The following is a 16,864-nucleotide window of genomic DNA, read 5'->3' as shown; positions in this document are numbered from 1 at the left end:
ATTTTCGTAGAGACGTGCAGCTACGCGTCTCTACATTATCCATCTATAAAGAAAAAGAGGAAGAAAATGAAAACATTTTTACAAATTATCATGCTGATGGGAATATTTTCAATTCTTTCATTTGACCAGAATGCTCCCCATTTTATAGAAGACACACAGTTTCCACTGCCCGTCAACTCCGTTCATTTAACGGGCTATTTGGATGACTATATCAGACTTTCTATCGAGAATTGGAATAAAGGCAATTTACCCTATCGCAAATTCGTAGATTTTTATAGGAATGGAAGACCTAAGTTTGCATTAGGCGAAATGTGGGGAAAAGCGGTCCGATCCGGCTGTATGTTATATCGGTATACGCAGGATCCTGACCTTAAAAAAATTATGGATGAAACAGTAAAGGATCTGCTATCTACCCAACGCGAGAATGGAAGCATCAGTTGTGTGGAAGTCGAAAAACAACCGGAAAGCAGCGAACTGTGGGAACGAAAGTATGTTATGCTCGGGCTACAGGAGTATTACGAATGGGTAAATGCCGACCCAAAGGTCTTAGATGCTTTGAAGAAACAGGCAGATAATATCATTTCTTTGGTAGGCCATTCACCTAAAAAGGAAATTACGGATATTGGCTGGAGCGCTACCAACATCGGTTACGAACCTTGCCATATTGAATCGAGTAGTTTGCTTGAACCGTTTATGCGTTTGTACAAATGGACAGGTGAACAAAGGTATCTCGACTTTGGCACTTATATCATTGAATCGGGAGGAACAAAACAGTATGATATCTTTGAAATGGCGCTCAATAATGTGGAACCATATAAAATGGCGGGACATTATCCGAAGGCGTATGAAATGTTATCGATATTTGAAGGATTGGTCGAGTATTATCGTGTGACAGGAAAACCGGAAATCAAGCAAATGTGTCTTAATTTATATAACAATGTCAGAGAAAAAGAAATAACCATCATAGGAAATGGTGGATCTGACCAGCCTTATCACCCATCTGTGCGGGGGGAAGCCTGGGGAAATACGGCATTAGAGCAAACCAATCCTGATATAACCCGTATGATGGAAACATGCGTAGGGGTTACATGGATGAAGTTTTGCAGCCAGATACTTCGTCTCACGGGTGATCCTTCGGCAATGGATGAAATCGAAAAATATGTTTACAACGGATTGATCGGTGCCATGAAACCAACCGGGGACGGATTCAGTTATGTGAACCTGTTAAATGGGCGTAAAGTCACCAATGAAGGATGGGGGTGGAAATTCGATGAGATGCATGTTACCTGCTGTAACCTGAATGGCCCAATGGGACTGGCCTACATTCCGTATGTTGCCGCAATGAATTCGGAAAGAGGTCCGGTTATCAATCTCTATAACAAGGGAAAAGTGCAATTTCAAACGCCTAAGAATAAAGCTGGAGAAATAGACATTATAACGGATTATCCTGTTTCCGGAGATATAAAACTTAATCTTAGTTTGCAGAACCGGGAATCGTTTACGATAAAAATAAGAATTCCATCCTGGAGTAAAGAATCTTCATTGAAAATAAATGGAAAGAGTGTAAACATATTACCCGGGACATACGCTGATCTAACACGTAAATGGAAAAATGGAGATCAGATTGAACTTCAACTGGATATGAGATGTAGGGTAATGAATGCCCCACACGGCAGTAATCGTATGGGAGACAACTATCAAGCTGTAATACGAGGTCCGATAGTGCTTTCTCGTGATGAAAATATAGACAGCCTCTATAATCAACCCATTGCCCTTAAATCTGAAAATGGATATATTCAAGCGATTCAAGAAAAACCTATATGCAATGCGATTAAGCTTCAATTCTCTATTCCTACTGAAGATGGGGAAAATATCACAATGATTGATTATGCATCTGTAAATAATTGGGATAATAACATGCATATATGCACGTGGTTGCCAATAAAAGATAGAAATTAAACTCAAATTCGTCAAAATAGAATTAGTTAATAAATATTCACCAAAATATTGATTTAGTAACCATATTATAAAGTTCTTAATAATTCGGCAACTTTCGACGATACTGTTCCAAAAAGTGTGTCTGTACCTGTAAAAAAAGAACATAGTCTGAAAACTTTATTAGTTTTGCAAATAACCATAACAAACAATAAAATTCAAAGACTATGTTACTATCAAAGGAACAGCTTTCTTCCGTAATGGCCAAACATTCAGAGCGCGAAAACGGGTTACACGATTTAATGGAAATCATGCTTGAGAGTATGATGCTGGCAGAGCGTCGCGAGTTTTTAGACCAGTCAAAAGGTAACAAAGGGAATGGTTACCGTCAGGGTCGCAGTTTCGGGCATGGCCGTGTTCTGGAATTCAGGATTCCACGTGACCGTTACGGCAACTTCCATCCAAAGATTCTTGCATTGTTGCGTGACCAGGAACTGGAGTGCGAACGTTTGGCCGGCAGCCTTTATTGCAGGGGTTTGACCCAGGGGCAGGTCGGCGAGATCTTCGGTGAGATTTACGGTGAGCATTACAGCAAAGCCAGCATTTCGCGCATGATTGACTACTTGCGCTCCGATGTGCAGGAGTGGCTGAACCGTCCGTTGGAGGGTTATTACCCGATTGTATTGGTGGATGCCATCCATATCAAGATCCACCGTAAACGTTCAGTAGCCACTGAGGCTTTCTATGTGGTCCTGGGGGTGAAAGAGGACAAGAAGCGTGAGGTGCTGGGTATTTACAACCGCCCCACGGAGAGTGCCGCGGGCTGGGAAGATATCTTCCGGGATGTCCAAAGTCGTGGGGCAGGTCATATAGGACTGCTGGTAAGCGACGGGCTGACAGGCCTGGACTCGGCCCTGTCGGTCGTTTATCCGAAGACCCTGCTGCAGCGGTGCGTCACCCATTTGAAGCGCAACATGCTCTCCAAAGTGCGCCATGGTGACAAAATGGAGCTGGCGGAGGATTTACGCGAAGTGTTCCGTACGGGCCAGAAAGACTACACCAAGTGCGAAGCCTGGCAAAACTGGACGGCACTTTGCCAAAAATGGGGAAAGGATTACAGGAGCATCAAAAGGATGGGGGAGGATATTTCCTACAAATATTACTTCATTTAAGTTTCGCAAGTAAAAATATCGCAAAAATAATCGCATAAAAAAACGGCATAGATGCTTCTGTAATTCACAGATTATTAGTATATTTAAGCGTCAAAACCAAAAATACTAACAGCCCTATGCCGATATACAAAAGTAACTCTATTTTATCAGAAATCAGCGTTTTTTTCAAGAAAGATGATTCAAACAGTGCCCTTTTTACCCTGACGGATATGCTAAAAGGTTTCAACATGTCGGAGAAGGTCCTCTTCGGGAGCAGGAGCAAATGCAACAGCAAGTATTCCCTGCTGCAGGTGCTCGAGTTGCTGATTATGTTCCCCTGTTTCATGATCAAGAATCCTTACAATTATTGTCGATCATCCCTAAGCGGCTTCTTTGGCTGCGAAAAGGATGTTTTCTACCGTTTCGTAAACAACGAAATTTATGATTGGCGCAAGATACTCTACCACTTCACCATTCAAATATGGAACAAGGTTCGCGTGAGAAGTGACCACAAGCATCAAACTGTTTGCCTGATGGTGGACGATACCGACTTTCCCAAAACGGGAAGGCGTATTGAAAACATCGGTAGGGTCTATTCCCACCTGAGACACAAGACGATCCTTGGTTTCAAATCTCTCTTTCTGGGCATCACGGATGGCAAGAGCCAGTTCATCCTCGACTTCGCCATCCTCGGGGAGAAGGGCAGGAAGAACAACTTCAGCATGAGCGACAAGGAGCTCGAATCGCGGTTTACCAAGGATAGAGATGAAGCGTCCCCCGTTGTAACGCGGGCAAAAGAGTACGGGGAGAGCAAGATCCAGTTGATGATAACCATGATAAAGCGAGCCATTAGAAAGGGCATCCGCTTTGACTACCTGCTTGCCGACAGTTGGTTCACCTGCTCGGAGGTGATTCGCTTCATACGTGCCCGGCACATCAAGTGCCATTACCTGGGTATGATCAAGATCGGGAAGAAGGGAGTTACAAAATACGGTTTTGAAGGGAAGGAACTCACCGCCCGGGCACTGATCAATCTGCTTGAAGCCAGGGGTGAAGCCAGAAGGAGCCGCAAGCTTGGTTGTCAGTATATTACCGCTGACGTTCGCTTTGCGGGCACAGATGTACGTCTCTATTTTGTGAAGAGAAAAAAGGAGTCCTGGAATGGAATAATGACGACCAACCTCTCCCTGGAGTTCCTGGAAGCCTATCGGATTTATGCCATGCGTTGGTCCCTCGAGGTCTTCTTCAAGGAAACCAAGGGATTGCTGGGTATGGGCAAGTGCCAGTCCCGGAACTTCGCAGCGCAGCTTGCCGCAACCACGATCACGGCCTTGCAATACAATTTGCTTTCCCTGGCTAAAAGGTTCACCAGTTATGAGACCATTGGCGGAATCTTCAGGGATGTGCAACACTCTGGCATGGAGCTCTCCGTAACGGAGAGGATATGGGGCATTATCCTTGAAATGGTGAAAATCATGACCGGGATCTTCTCCATTGAAGAGGAAGAGATCTTCGATGCAATCATTAATAAATCGGATAATCTGGCTCACTTTATCAACTTTTATGAACTAAAATCGGCAAGTTGTAAGCCGTCGGTCATAGGCGTATTGGATTGCTTCGATTAAACCGTGATCTTTGTCAAAAAAAGATGAACACTAACAAAATGAATCGTCGTTTTACTCAACACGAAGCGTTTTCCCTGATCGAAGAGTACTTTCAAAGTGGTCAGCGGGCCACGGATTTTTACCGGTCCAAAAACATGAGTGAATGGCAGTTTTACAAATGGAGAAAATTGTATCTTGAAGTCCATCCGGAACATGAAGCCTCAAAAACACCCCCTGCAAAGGAGCCATCCCTCTTGCAGCCGGTAACTGTTATCGGCAAGCCGTCCTCCCGGCGGATGCCCCGGTTCGAGATCGCCTATCCCGGCGGGGTAACTCTTCGCGTGGACGAGGGGGTAACCGACATCACGCTACTCGGGGAACTGCTCACTTTTTAATTTCCCGGACGATGTTCTCACTTAACGAATCCCAGCGTTTTTACCTCTGCCTCTCACCCACCGACCTGCGTAAAGGATTTGACAGTTTATGCGGGCTTGTCTCATCGGAATTGGGACGCGACCCGTTAGGCGGGGAAGTGTTCATCTTTGTCAACAGGTCCAGGACGACCATCAAGCTGCTCCATTGGGAACGGGGCGGGCTCGTGCTGTACCACAAGCGCCTGGAAAGCGGCCGCTTTTCCCTTCCCCGCGTCCATTCTTCCGGCAAGGGATGCAGTATTCTTTGGCGCGATTTGGTCATGATGGTCGAGGGTATTTCCATGGAAAAAACCACCCGCCGGAAAAGATTCAATATTGCTCCAAAAACCGCGTGAATAAAGACTTTCGTGCTTGTTCATCTCATTGATAAGTTGTATCTTTACACCATGAAAACAAGCAATACGGAATTGAATGACCAGGTTGTTATTTCCCGCGGGGAATATAACGAATTGCTGTCCATCAAGTCCGATTGCGAATACCTGAGGTTTCAACTCTCCGAGCTAAAACGGATGCTTTACGGTGTGAGAAGTGAACGCTTCAGGTCGGAAAAAACCGATGACGGGCAATTGGACCTCTTTGCCGGCACGCGGGATTCACTTCGCGATATTCAGCCAAAAGCGGAAGCGAACAAGGAAACCATCACTTACGAACGCGAAAAGACACGCGAAAAGCCTGTCCGGAGCCGTCTTCCCGAGCACCTGCGACGGGAAGAGGAGGTGATTGAACCTGACCTTATCCCCGATGGAGCCGTCAAGATAGGGGAGTCTGTCACCGAGCTGCTGGAGTACAAGCCCGCCGACGTTTACGTGCGGGTTATTATCCGTCCCAAGTACGTGGTGCCGGGCACGGAAGGTGAAGGCTGCGTTACTGTAGCCCCCATGCCCTCGTTGCCCATCGTGAAAGGAAATGCCGGGGCGGGCATTCTCTCCCATATCTGCGCGAGCAAATTCATCGACCACCTCCCGTTCTATCGCCAGGCCGAGATATTCAAGCGGCAAAAGATACCGGTTGCCGAGTCGACGCTCAAGGGCTGGTACGCCGCCGTCTGCCGCTTGCTTGAGCCGTTACACGATACACTGATCCATGAAATAATGAAACGCGACTACCTTCAGGTGGACGAGTCCCCGATACCTGTTCTTACCTCGGATAAGCCCGGTGCCACGCACAAGGGGTACATGTGGGTGTTTCATGCCCCCGTGGAAGGCATGGCGTGCTTCAGGTACGGAAAATCCCGCTCGGGGGATGTCGCCGCCGGATTTCTTGACGGGTACCGCGGCGCGCTCCAAACTGACGCGTACGCGGGGTATGACCAGTATAAGGACGCGGAGCACATCACACTTTTGGCATGCATGGCCCATAGCCGGCGAAAATTTGAACACGCCAAGGAGAACTCGCCATCGAGATCGCGTCAAGCCCTTGACTTGTTCGCGAAACTCTACCGGGTAGAGAAACGGGCACGCGAAGAAAAGATGCCATTCGAGGAACGGCACCGGCTGCGCGAACAACAATCAATACCGGTGATGGAAGAGCTGAAACGATGGCTGGAAGACCAGCGGGGGCAAGTCTTGCCTAAATCTCCCATAGGAATCGCGGTTGCCTACACTCTGAAAATTTGGGACAGGTTGGAAAGGACGATGACGGACGGCAAATTCGAGATAGACAATAACGAGATTGAAAATAAAATCCGGAAACTTGCCCTGGGACGCCGTAACTATTTATTCTGCGGGAGCCACGAGGGAGCCGAGCGTAACGCGATGATGTATTCTTTCTTCGCCTGTTGTCGCGAAGCCGGCGTGAATCCAACGCGATGGATGACTGATGTCCTCAACAGAATACCCGATTATCACGCGAATAAACTGGAAGAGCTGCTCCCACACAATTGGAAAGAGAATATCCTTGGATAAGACGGATCCTTACATGCACGATACCCCCGATCAACGATCGAATACAATATTGTCATACCGCCATTGATTCAATGTGCCGGTTGAAACAGAGAATAACCATAGGAGGTGGACCGGAGAGGGATATGCTAATTTTTACCCATTCCTGCAACACGCTCATAGCCGACGGGATACGGCAAGTTAGCAACTTGCGAAACTTGAATTACTTCACCTATCTGCAATTCCACCCCCGTATCCAGTCAATGGTCTACACCACAAATTGGATAGAGCGGCTTAACAAGGACTTCCGGCGCGTATTGAAGATGCGAGGGGCAATGCCCAATGAGGAGTCGGTACTGGTACTCATCGGTAAAGTGGCGATGGACAAGGATGCTTATAACAGGGAATTACCCGGTATTGACAGGGACAAGACGTTGTTCCCCGGTGAGTGAAGGTATTTCCCGCCAACCCATGACAAAGGTCCTTAATTCCTCTTACTTGCACAAGGACAAGCAAGTTGCATGCTGCGCATGTAATCCTTGTGCAAGTATCGGAATTAAAAAATACATGTCATGGATTAGGTGAAATTAAAAAAAAGAAATAAATTTGTTATAAGACTGATAAAGCAATAGACTAGAGACACACTAAATGTAACACTACCAGAGAATGCGGTCAAACTCAGTTTAGAACGCAAGAATGTTTCCGAGCTTGCACAGGAATTGGGTATTGCCCCCTTTCTTCTATATCGTTGGCGGAAAGAATACCAGCAGAAAGGTGAAGCCAGTTTTCCCGGACACGGAGTCCAGTCATTAAGTGAGGACACCAAAAGGATTGCTGAACTGGAAAAACGTCTGGGTGAAGCTGAAACGGAGCGGGACATATTAAAAAAAGCTTTGAGCATCATCTCCAAGAGAGATCGTTGATCTATCTCTTTATAAAGGAATACAACTCGAAACAATGGACGATCGAGGTGATGTGTAAAGTACTGAAAGTGCCCAGGAGCAGTTATTACCGCTGGCTTAAAGATCCGGAGGGCGCGCGTAAGCGTAAGTATATGGAGCTGGACGAAAAGATCAGGGATGCCTATTTTGCTGCCAAGGGACGCAATGGAAGCCCCCGGCTGGCGAAGGATTTGCAGGTATCCGGAACTCCCGTCTCGAGAACCACCGTAGCATGCCATATGAGGGAAATGGGCTTGCGCAGCAAACTCTCGAGACGATTCAAAGTGACGACGGATGCCTCTCACAACTATAAGGTTGCACCAAATCTGCTGAATCGCAGGTTTAATCAGAATGAGCCTGTGAAAGCATGTGTCTCTGACCTGACCTATATTCCATGTCGGGATGGGTTTCTTTATCTGACCTGTGTGCTGGATCTTTTTGATCGCAAACTGATCGGATGGTCCATAAGCGATCATATGAATGCATCCCATACCGTAGTTCCGGCCATCAGGATGGCCAATAGGAACAGACCTTTTGGAGAAGGAATGATATTTCATTCTGACCGGGGCATACAATATGCTTGCAAACAGACTGTCAATCTGTTGAAATCCTTGAAGCTGGAACAAAGTATGAGTGGAAAGGGAAATTGTTGGGATAATGCCGTGGCTGAAAGCTTTTTCAAAACTTTCAAATCTGAATTGGTCTATGGTACCAAACTCAAAACAAGAGAGCAAAGTAAGCCGTCGGTCATAGGCGTATTGGATTGCTTCGATTAAACCGTGATCTTTGTCAAAAAAAGATGAACACTAACAAAATGAATCGTCGTTTTACTCAACACGAAGCGTTTTCCCTGATCGAAGAGTACTTTCAAAGTGGTCAGCGGGCCACGGATTTTTACCGGTCCAAAAACATGAGTGAATGGCAGTTTTACAAATGGAGAAAATTGTATCTTGAAGTCCATCCGGAACATGAAGCCTCAAAAACACCCCCTGCAAAGGAGCCATCCCTCTTGCAGCCGGTAACTGTTATCGGCAAGCCGTCCTCCCGGCGGATGCCCCGGTTCGAGATCGCCTATCCCGGCGGGGTAACTCTTCGCGTGGACGAGGGGGTAACCGACATCACGCTACTCGGGGAACTGCTCACTTTTTAATTTCCCGGACGATGTTCTCACTTAACGAATCCCAGCGTTTTTACCTCTGCCTCTCACCCACCGACCTGCGTAAAGGATTTGACAGTTTATGCGGGCTTGTCTCATCGGAATTGGGACGCGACCCGTTAGGCGGGGAAGTGTTCATCTTTGTCAACAGGTCCAGGACGACCATCAAGCTGCTCCATTGGGAACGGGGCGGGCTCGTGCTGTACCACAAGCGCCTGGAAAGCGGCCGCTTTTCCCTTCCCCGCGTCCATTCTTCCGGCAAGGGATGCAGTATTCTTTGGCGCGATTTGGTCATGATGGTCGAGGGTATTTCCATGGAAAAAACCACCCGCCGGAAAAGATTCAATATTGCTCCAAAAACCGCGTGAATAAAGACTTTCGTGCTTGTTCATCTCATTGATAAGTTGTATCTTTACACCATGAAAACAAGCAATACGGAATTGAATGACCAGGTTGTTATTTCCCGCGGGGAATATAACGAATTGCTGTCCATCAAGTCCGATTGCGAATACCTGAGGTTTCAACTCTCCGAGCTAAAACGGATGCTTTACGGTGTGAGAAGTGAACGCTTCAGGTCGGAAAAAACCGATGACGGGCAATTGGACCTCTTTGCCGGCACGCGGGATTCACTTCGCGATATTCAGCCAAAAGCGGAAGCGAACAAGGAAACCATCACTTACGAACGCGAAAAGACACGCGAAAAGCCTGTCCGGAGCCGTCTTCCCGAGCACCTGCGACGGGAAGAGGAGGTGATTGAACCTGACCTTATCCCCGATGGAGCCGTCAAGATAGGGGAGTCTGTCACCGAGCTGCTGGAGTACAAGCCCGCCGACGTTTACGTGCGGGTTATTATCCGTCCCAAGTACGTGGTGCCGGGCACGGAAGGTGAAGGCTGCGTTACTGTAGCCCCCATGCCCTCGTTGCCCATCGTGAAAGGAAATGCCGGGGCGGGCATTCTCTCCCATATCTGCGCGAGCAAATTCATCGACCACCTCCCGTTCTATCGCCAGGCCGAGATATTCAAGCGGCAAAAGATACCGGTTGCCGAGTCGACGCTCAAGGGCTGGTACGCCGCCGTCTGCCGCTTGCTTGAGCCGTTACACGATACACTGATCCATGAAATAATGAAACGCGACTACCTTCAGGTGGACGAGTCCCCGATACCTGTTCTTACCTCGGATAAGCCCGGTGCCACGCACAAGGGGTACATGTGGGTGTTTCATGCCCCCGTGGAAGGCATGGCGTGCTTCAGGTACGGAAAATCCCGCTCGGGGGATGTCGCCGCCGGATTTCTTGACGGGTACCGCGGCGCGCTCCAAACTGACGCGTACGCGGGGTATGACCAGTATAAGGACGCGGAGCACATCACACTTTTGGCATGCATGGCCCATAGCCGGCGAAAATTTGAACACGCCAAGGAGAACTCGCCATCGAGATCGCGTCAAGCCCTTGACTTGTTCGCGAAACTCTACCGGGTAGAGAAACGGGCACGCGAAGAAAAGATGCCATTCGAGGAACGGCACCGGCTGCGCGAACAACAATCAATACCGGTGATGGAAGAGCTGAAACGATGGCTGGAAGACCAGCGGGGGCAAGTCTTGCCTAAATCTCCCATAGGAATCGCGGTTGCCTACACTCTGAAAATTTGGGACAGGTTGGAAAGGACGATGACGGACGGCAAATTCGAGATAGACAATAACGAGATTGAAAATAAAATCCGGAAACTTGCCCTGGGACGCCGTAACTATTTATTCTGCGGGAGCCACGAGGGAGCCGAGCGTAACGCGATGATGTATTCTTTCTTCGCCTGTTGTCGCGAAGCCGGCGTGAATCCAACGCGATGGATGACTGATGTCCTCAACAGAATACCCGATTATCACGCGAATAAACTGGAAGAGCTGCTCCCACACAATTGGAAAGAGAATATCCTTGGATAAGACGGATCCTTACATGCACGATACCCCCGATCAACGATCGAATACAATATTGTCATACCGCCATTGATTCAATGTGCCGGTTGAAACAGAGAATAACCATAGGAGGTGGACCGGAGAGGGATATGCTAATTTTTACCCATTCCTGCAACACGCTCATAGCCGACGGGATACAGAGCAAATGCGCTTGCAGGTATTTGAATATATTGAATCCTGGTATAATCATAAAAGGAGATTCTCAGCATTGGGTAACTTAACCATTGATGAATTTTGGAATCAGTATAATCTTAAAAAAGAATCAATTAAAAATGTCGCTTAACTTTTTGTCTCAATTAAGTTTGCAAGTCCACACCCAAGTTGTTTAACTTAATTAATAGATATGAAGAATTTTACATTTTCACTCCTGTTACTGCTGATTGCCTTTACAACAGGCAACCTATATGGGCAGTCATTCTATGATTATTATGAGACCAAAAGCAAGGCTTGGGGTGTTATCGATAACTATTTTACTCCTCCTGAACGATATGAAAATCAATTTGGCGATTATCGCTCACCACTTCGGTTTTACAATGGAGAAGAGGTCGTGACAAAAGAGGATTGGCTTGAACGACGTGCTGAAATTCGAGACCGCTGGATGGAAATGATGGGGCCTTGGCCTAAATTGATCACAGATCAGGAGTTCGAATTTCTTTCTTCAGAGAAACAGGATGGTTTTACCCGACATAAGGTGCGGTTTTATTGGACACCCAACGAGCAAACGGAAGGTTATTTGCTGATTCCAGAAAAAACGGGTGCCAAGCCGGCGGTAATTACTGTCTTTTATGATCCGGAAACAGCAGTAGGCATTGGAGGCAAACCCTATCGAGATTTTGCTTATCAGCTGGTAAAAAGGGGGTTTGTTACTCTCTCCATAGGAACAACAGAAACGACCAAAAGCAAAACCTACTCCATCTATTACCCCAACCGAGAGAATGCACAATTGCAACCATTGTCGGCACTTGCCTATGCAGCTGCAAACGCTTGGGAGGTACTGGCAAAGGTTGACGATGTTGATTCTACCCGAATTGGTATCGTGGGTCACTCTTACGGGGGGAAATGGGCCATGTTCGCTTCCTGCCTATTTGATAAGTTCGCTGCTGCCACATGGATCGATCCCGGCATCGTATTCGACGAGACAAAAGGAAGTGGTGTCAACTACTGGGAACCCTGGTACTTGGGTTATTATCAGCCGCCATGGTCTGGCACTTGGAACAAGAAAGGTGGGACTGGGAAGGGGTTGTATCCACGGTTGAAAAATGATGGATATGATTTGCATGAGTTGCATGCACTGATGGCTCCCAGGCCCTTCCTCGTATCGGGAGGGTCAGGTGATCCCATAGAAAGATGGATTCCCCTAAATCATACAGTCGCCGTGAATCGATTGCTCGGTTATGAAAATAGGGTTGCAATGAGTAGTCGCCCGAAGCATTTCCCCACCCGTGAATCAAATGAGATAGTCTATTCTTTCATGGAATGGTTTTTGATGGCAAAATGAGGATTCTTAAGATCAGGATTTATCCTACCATAATTTCACGAACATGAGTAAGAGAATCACTCTTTTTTACTTTATAACGTGAGTTCGGGATAACATATTATCCCCAAATGGTTAATTGACTTGACTTTTCCACTTCAAATTTGATTGAAGGCTTTTTGGGAAAGAAACAATATGCCACCAATGCAGCAATTATGTTCATGATGAAATTATGTGTGGAACGATGCCTTGAATGTTCTATCTGGCAGATATTCTTCAGTTCATCATTGATGGACTCAATTACAGATCTTTTGCGTAAGAGAATCTTGTCGCGGAATGACATCAGGGAATTTTTCATATTTGAGCGTATACCGGTCACTAAATGAACACCCTGGTCAAACAGCATCTCGAAGAGCTTTGTGCTGATGTAACCCTTGTCTGCATATAGTTTACCGAAAAGATCTTTGGTAAGAACATTGATTACGTCAGGGTTTCTATCGTCGACATTGCCTTTTGTGAGAGAGAAATTCAGCAATTCACCCTTTTCGTTACAGACCAGATGAAGCTTGAATCCAAAAAACCAGCCCATCGTACTTTTCCCTCTTTGTGCCAGATCCCTGAATACTTTATTCGAGTGTATACGCTTGTTATGACATACTTTAATGGGAGTGCTATCCACATATGTAATGCCTGTGCATTCACCAAATCCAAAGAGTTTGAGCAAGAGCATGAAAGGTACAATCACCCTGGGTTGCAACTCGACAAAACGGTTGTAGGAAACGGCATTTGGAAAATAGCTCTTCATGTGTTTGCAAATATAAAACAGGTAATAATTCTTGAAATTATGGAAGGTTCCGCAGTGGAAACAGACCATCACGGCAATAATCTCGCTCTGGGACATTTGCGTTTTCCTGTTTCTCCTTTTAGTTGTACCCCCGGCTTGAAGTTGATGATTCTGAATTTCATTCTCATATTCTGCACAAAAATCGTCGGCAATACAAAATATTTCAATAACTTTGTCTGTTGTGATCATAGGGCTGATGTTTGTTATTTATTTGATTATCAGCTATAAATGTACAAATAATCTCCCTATATCACAACTTTTTTTATGCTTTTCTTATCCCGAACTCACGTTAATAGTTTTCAAAGCGGAATTTCTCTTTTTTTTCGAGAGATACCGTTTTATTTTCTTTTCATCTTCACTGTTTCTTGCACGTTTAACGTGTTGATTTACTTTTTATGGTGGCATTTTTATATATATTGACATTATCACTCTTCCAAGGCATGGCAATTCCTTGTCATAAACCCTTTTACGACACGAAAGATGGCGATGAACGATTAAGTGATTCAAGTTTCGCAAGTAAAAATTCAGTAAAAATAATCGCATAAAAAAACGGCACAGAGGCTTCTGTAATTCACAGATTATTAGTATATTTAAGCGTCAAAACCAAAAATACTAACAGCCCTATGCCGATATACAAAAGTAACTCCATTTTATCAGAAATCAGCGTTTTTTTCAAGAAAGATGATTCAAACAGTGCCCTTTTTACCCTGACGGATATGCTAAAAGGTTTCAACATGTCGGAGAAGGTCCTCTTCGGGAGCAGGAGCAAATGCAACAGCAAGTATTCCCTGCTGCAGGTGCTCGAGTTGCTGATTATGTTCCCCTGTTTCATGATCAAGAATCCTTACAATTATTGTCGATCATCCCTAAGCGGCTTCTTTGGCTGCGAAAAGGATGTTTTCTACCGTTTCGTAAACAACGAAATTTATGATTGGCGCAAGATACTCTACCACTTCACCATTCAAATATGGAACAAGGTTCGCGTGAGAAGTGACCACAAGCATCAAACTGTTTGCCTGATGGTGGACGATACCGACTTTCCCAAGACGGGAAGGCGTATTGAAAACATCGGCAGGGTCTATTCCCACCTGAGACACAAGACGATCCTTGGTTTCAAATCTCTCTTCCTGGGCATTACCGATGGCAAGAGCCAGTTCGTACTCGACTTCGCCATACTCGGGGAGAAAGGCAGGAAGAACAACTTCAGCATGAGCGACAAGGAGCTCGAATCGCGGTATACCAAGGATAGGGACGAAGCCTCCCCCGTTATAACGCGGGCAAAAGAGTACGGGGAGAGCAAGATCCAGTTGATGATAACCATGATAAAGCGAGCCATTAGAAAGGGCATCCGCTTTGACTACCTGCTTGCCGACAGCTGGTTCACCTGCTCGGAGGTGATTCGCTTCATACGTGCCCGGCACATCAAGTGCCATTACCTGGGTATGATCAAGATTGGGAAGAAGGGAGTTACAAAATACGGTTTTGAAGGGAAGGAACTCACCGCCCGGGCACTGATCAATCTGCTTGAAGCCAGGGGTGAAGCCAGAAGGAGCCGCAAGCTTGGTTGTCAGTATATTACCGCTGACGTTCGCTTTGCGGGCACAGATGTACGTCTCTATTTTGTGAAGAGAAAAAAGGAGTCCTGGAATGGAATAATGACGACCAACCTCTCCCTGGAGTTCCTGGAAGCCTATCGGATTTATGCCATGCGTTGGTCCCTCGAGGTCTTCTTCAAGGAAACCAAGGGGTTGCTGGGTATGGGCAAGTGTCAATCCCGGAACTTCGCGGCGCAGCTTGCCGCAACCACGATCACGGCATTGCAATACAATTTGCTTTCCCTGGCTAAAAGGTTCACCAGTTATGAGACCATTGGCGGAATCTTCAGGGATGTGCAACACTCTGGCATGGAGCTCTCCGTAACGGAGAGGATATGGGGTATTATCCTCGAAATGGTGAAAATCATGACCGGGATCTTCTCCATTGAAGAGGAAGAGATCTTCGATGCAATCATTAATAAATCGGATAATCTGGCTCACTTTATCAACTTTTATGAACTAAAATCGGCAAGTTAGCAACTTGCGAAACTTGAATTAAGTGAAAATCCGTCATCCGGTCATCGTTGTCGTTATTCGCTGCTCAAAATCACGCCACCCCGCTTTTCGGTAATACTCCTTTGGCATTTTTACCGTGACCTGCCTGCCGGATTTCACCACTTTTCCCGGCACTCGGATAAACCATTCTCGGAAGGTAGAGTGCTCTTGACGCCAAACCCAAAAGTCGCCCCGGTATCGCATGAGCACCGATAAACTGTAGGCAAATGACGAAAGTTGCCAAAGAATATCGTTTACCCAAAAATCATGCGTGATGGTTTTTCCCGCACAAAGCGAGTTTTTGGTTTGCTCGATCCAATTCTCACTCTCTGATCGGGATCCATAAAGGGTATGGAGCTGCAAGGCATCCAATCCTTTCAGGTTCGAGCAATAGCAAAAGTACTCATACTCGGGTACAAATTGTTTTTCGCCAAAATAATCGACTTCAACCATTTGCTTTATGATGCGCACGGCATAAAACATGCGGGGATTCCTCCAACCGCTACATTGATGTATAAACCGGCAGGTCGCCGTCCGTGGGTCAACCGGTTGCCATGTCTGCCCGGCAAGCAAATCTTTCAGGTTTTTCAGCTTTACTTTCACCAAATATTCATGTTTGCCCTCTTCCAGCAAATCAAACAATCCACCATTGAAAAAGCCGCTGTCTGCCCTGAAAAAAACCTTCTCCACCTTTTGGGGAAGAGCGGCCAAGGTTTCTTTGACAAATTCACAAACGCCGTTTGAGGTGTAGCTTGAACCCGGGCGGAGCCACGAATTGACAAGCAGTTTCATCTCCGTGACGAAACATAAGATGGGGTGATAGCTTTTCGCGCCCTTTTTATGCGAGTTGTAACCCACTTCAGCTCCTTGTTGGTTGCCGTAAACGGTAAATGTGCTTGAGTCGCAATCAAGCGTCACGCGTTTTAACCCGCAACGGGAAACTTGCAAGCCGGTAAAATCCAATAACAACTCGTGAAGCGAACGGGCGCCCCTTTCACCCAAACCTGTCAAATGGCGGCGTATGGTGTCCTCGTCAATGTTCTTGGGTAACTTCAACAAGCGGGAAACCAAGGCGTCAAAGGTGAAATTTTCAATCCGCTTCAAACGGTGAACACCGCACAACGAAGCCAACAGGACACTTGAGAGTATTTGGGCTGTGCTGAAACGGCTTGCATTGTGGCGGATGGTTGGAAAAAGATGTTCCAGCTTGCCATAAATACCGCAATGGTTGATAAAATCAGAGGTTACGCTTAACCCTGAATATGATGTTAATTGTTCTGAACTGAACTTTTTCTTTACTGAACAGGCAGTAAATGAGATTTTTTCACTATTTTTGTCTTGCATGTGTCGGGTGAATGTTTGTTTTTGTATAACACTTTAAAGAT

General features: G+C 46.3%; 14 protein-coding genes and 3 pseudogenes. 15 read left to right on the top strand and 2 right to left on the bottom strand.

Annotated elements, in window-relative coordinates:
• Window positions 1–66 precede the first annotated feature (66 nt).
• The 14 genes and pseudogenes from ING2E5A_RS08010 (at window position 67) to ING2E5A_RS07950 (ending at window position 12,569) form a co-directional block, all read left to right on the top strand.
• Window positions 67–1,959 (top strand): glycoside hydrolase family 127 protein, encoded by a 1,893-nt coding sequence (locus ING2E5A_RS08010; RefSeq protein WP_161941971.1) that lies wholly within the window; start codon window positions 67–69, stop codon window positions 1,957–1,959.
• A 203-nt stretch (window positions 1,960–2,162) separates the two neighbouring features.
• Window positions 2,163–3,101 (top strand): annotated as a pseudogene (locus ING2E5A_RS08005) (IS256 family transposase); the annotation flags it as partial.
• A 122-nt stretch (window positions 3,102–3,223) separates the two neighbouring features.
• On the top strand, window positions 3,224–4,711 hold the full coding sequence (locus ING2E5A_RS08000; protein WP_083373260.1) for an IS4 family transposase: 1,488 nt from the start codon (window positions 3,224–3,226) through the stop codon (window positions 4,709–4,711).
• A 23-nt stretch (window positions 4,712–4,734) separates the two neighbouring features.
• Complete coding sequence (tnpA, locus tag ING2E5A_RS07995) at window positions 4,735–5,085, top strand: IS66 family insertion sequence element accessory protein TnpA (RefSeq protein WP_083373258.1); 351 nt, start codon at window positions 4,735–4,737, stop codon at window positions 5,083–5,085.
• A gap of 11 nt (window positions 5,086–5,096) precedes the next feature.
• Window positions 5,097–5,459: an IS66 family insertion sequence element accessory protein TnpB gene (gene tnpB / locus ING2E5A_RS07990; RefSeq protein WP_071136645.1), complete on the top strand. Its 363-nt coding sequence runs from the start codon at window positions 5,097–5,099 to the stop codon at window positions 5,457–5,459.
• 51 nt (window positions 5,460–5,510) lie between these two features.
• Window positions 5,511–7,028: an IS66 family transposase gene (gene tnpC, locus ING2E5A_RS07985; protein ID WP_071136646.1), complete on the top strand. Its 1,518-nt coding sequence runs from the start codon at window positions 5,511–5,513 to the stop codon at window positions 7,026–7,028.
• 200 nt (window positions 7,029–7,228) lie between these two features.
• Window positions 7,229–7,456, top strand: a pseudogene (locus ING2E5A_RS15330) (transposase); the annotation flags it as partial.
• A gap of 225 nt (window positions 7,457–7,681) precedes the next feature.
• Window positions 7,682–7,927, top strand: a pseudogene (locus ING2E5A_RS15925) (transposase); the annotation flags it as partial.
• Window positions 7,885–8,721 carry an IS3 family transposase gene (locus tag ING2E5A_RS07970; RefSeq protein ID WP_154670062.1) on the top strand — a complete coding sequence of 279 codons (837 nt, stop codon included), beginning with the start codon at window positions 7,885–7,887 and terminating at the stop codon, window positions 8,719–8,721. The pseudogene ING2E5A_RS15925 and the gene ING2E5A_RS07970, both read left to right, overlap by 43 nt.
• Window positions 8,722–8,744: 23 nt before the next feature.
• Window positions 8,745–9,095, top strand: a complete 351-nt coding sequence (gene tnpA, locus ING2E5A_RS07965; RefSeq protein WP_083373258.1) for an IS66 family insertion sequence element accessory protein TnpA — start codon at window positions 8,745–8,747, stop codon at window positions 9,093–9,095.
• An 11-nt stretch (window positions 9,096–9,106) separates the two neighbouring features.
• Complete coding sequence (gene tnpB / locus ING2E5A_RS07960; RefSeq protein ID WP_071136645.1) at window positions 9,107–9,469, top strand: IS66 family insertion sequence element accessory protein TnpB; 363 nt, start codon at window positions 9,107–9,109, stop codon at window positions 9,467–9,469.
• Between the two features lie 51 nt (window positions 9,470–9,520).
• Window positions 9,521–11,038 carry an IS66 family transposase gene (gene tnpC / locus ING2E5A_RS07955; protein WP_071136646.1) on the top strand — a complete coding sequence of 506 codons (1,518 nt, stop codon included), beginning with the start codon at window positions 9,521–9,523 and terminating at the stop codon, window positions 11,036–11,038.
• A gap of 178 nt (window positions 11,039–11,216) precedes the next feature.
• A complete protein-coding gene (locus ING2E5A_RS15920) occupies window positions 11,217–11,354 on the top strand; it encodes a hypothetical protein (RefSeq protein WP_394332602.1) in 138 nt (45 codons plus the stop codon).
• Window positions 11,355–11,414: 60 nt separating this feature from the next.
• Window positions 11,415–12,569: a S9 family peptidase gene (locus ING2E5A_RS07950; protein WP_231960359.1), complete on the top strand. Its 1,155-nt coding sequence runs from the start codon at window positions 11,415–11,417 to the stop codon at window positions 12,567–12,569.
• Between the two features lie 97 nt (window positions 12,570–12,666).
• Here ING2E5A_RS07950 and ING2E5A_RS07945 read toward each other — a convergent pair whose 3' ends face one another.
• A complete protein-coding gene (locus tag ING2E5A_RS07945) occupies window positions 12,667–13,578 on the bottom strand; it encodes an IS982 family transposase (RefSeq protein ID WP_071136943.1) in 912 nt (303 codons plus the stop codon).
• 434 nt (window positions 13,579–14,012) lie between these two features.
• Here ING2E5A_RS07945 and ING2E5A_RS07940 point away from each other — a divergent pair, with 434 nt between their 5' ends.
• Complete coding sequence (locus ING2E5A_RS07940; protein ID WP_083373257.1) at window positions 14,013–15,461, top strand: IS4 family transposase; 1,449 nt, start codon at window positions 14,013–14,015, stop codon at window positions 15,459–15,461.
• A gap of 33 nt (window positions 15,462–15,494) precedes the next feature.
• Here the strand turns inward: ING2E5A_RS07940 and ING2E5A_RS07935 are convergent, their stop codons facing one another.
• On the bottom strand, window positions 15,495–16,823 hold the full coding sequence (locus ING2E5A_RS07935; protein WP_071136942.1) for an IS1380 family transposase: 1,329 nt from the start codon (window positions 16,821–16,823) through the stop codon (window positions 15,495–15,497).
• Window positions 16,824–16,864: the final 41 nt, after the last annotated feature.

This window comes from Petrimonas mucosa (assembly GCF_900095795.1).
GTDB lineage: Bacteria > Bacteroidota > Bacteroidia > Bacteroidales > Dysgonomonadaceae > Petrimonas > Petrimonas mucosa.
Note: the sequence above shows the minus strand (reverse complement) of the source record. Positions and strands in the feature narration are given on the sequence as shown.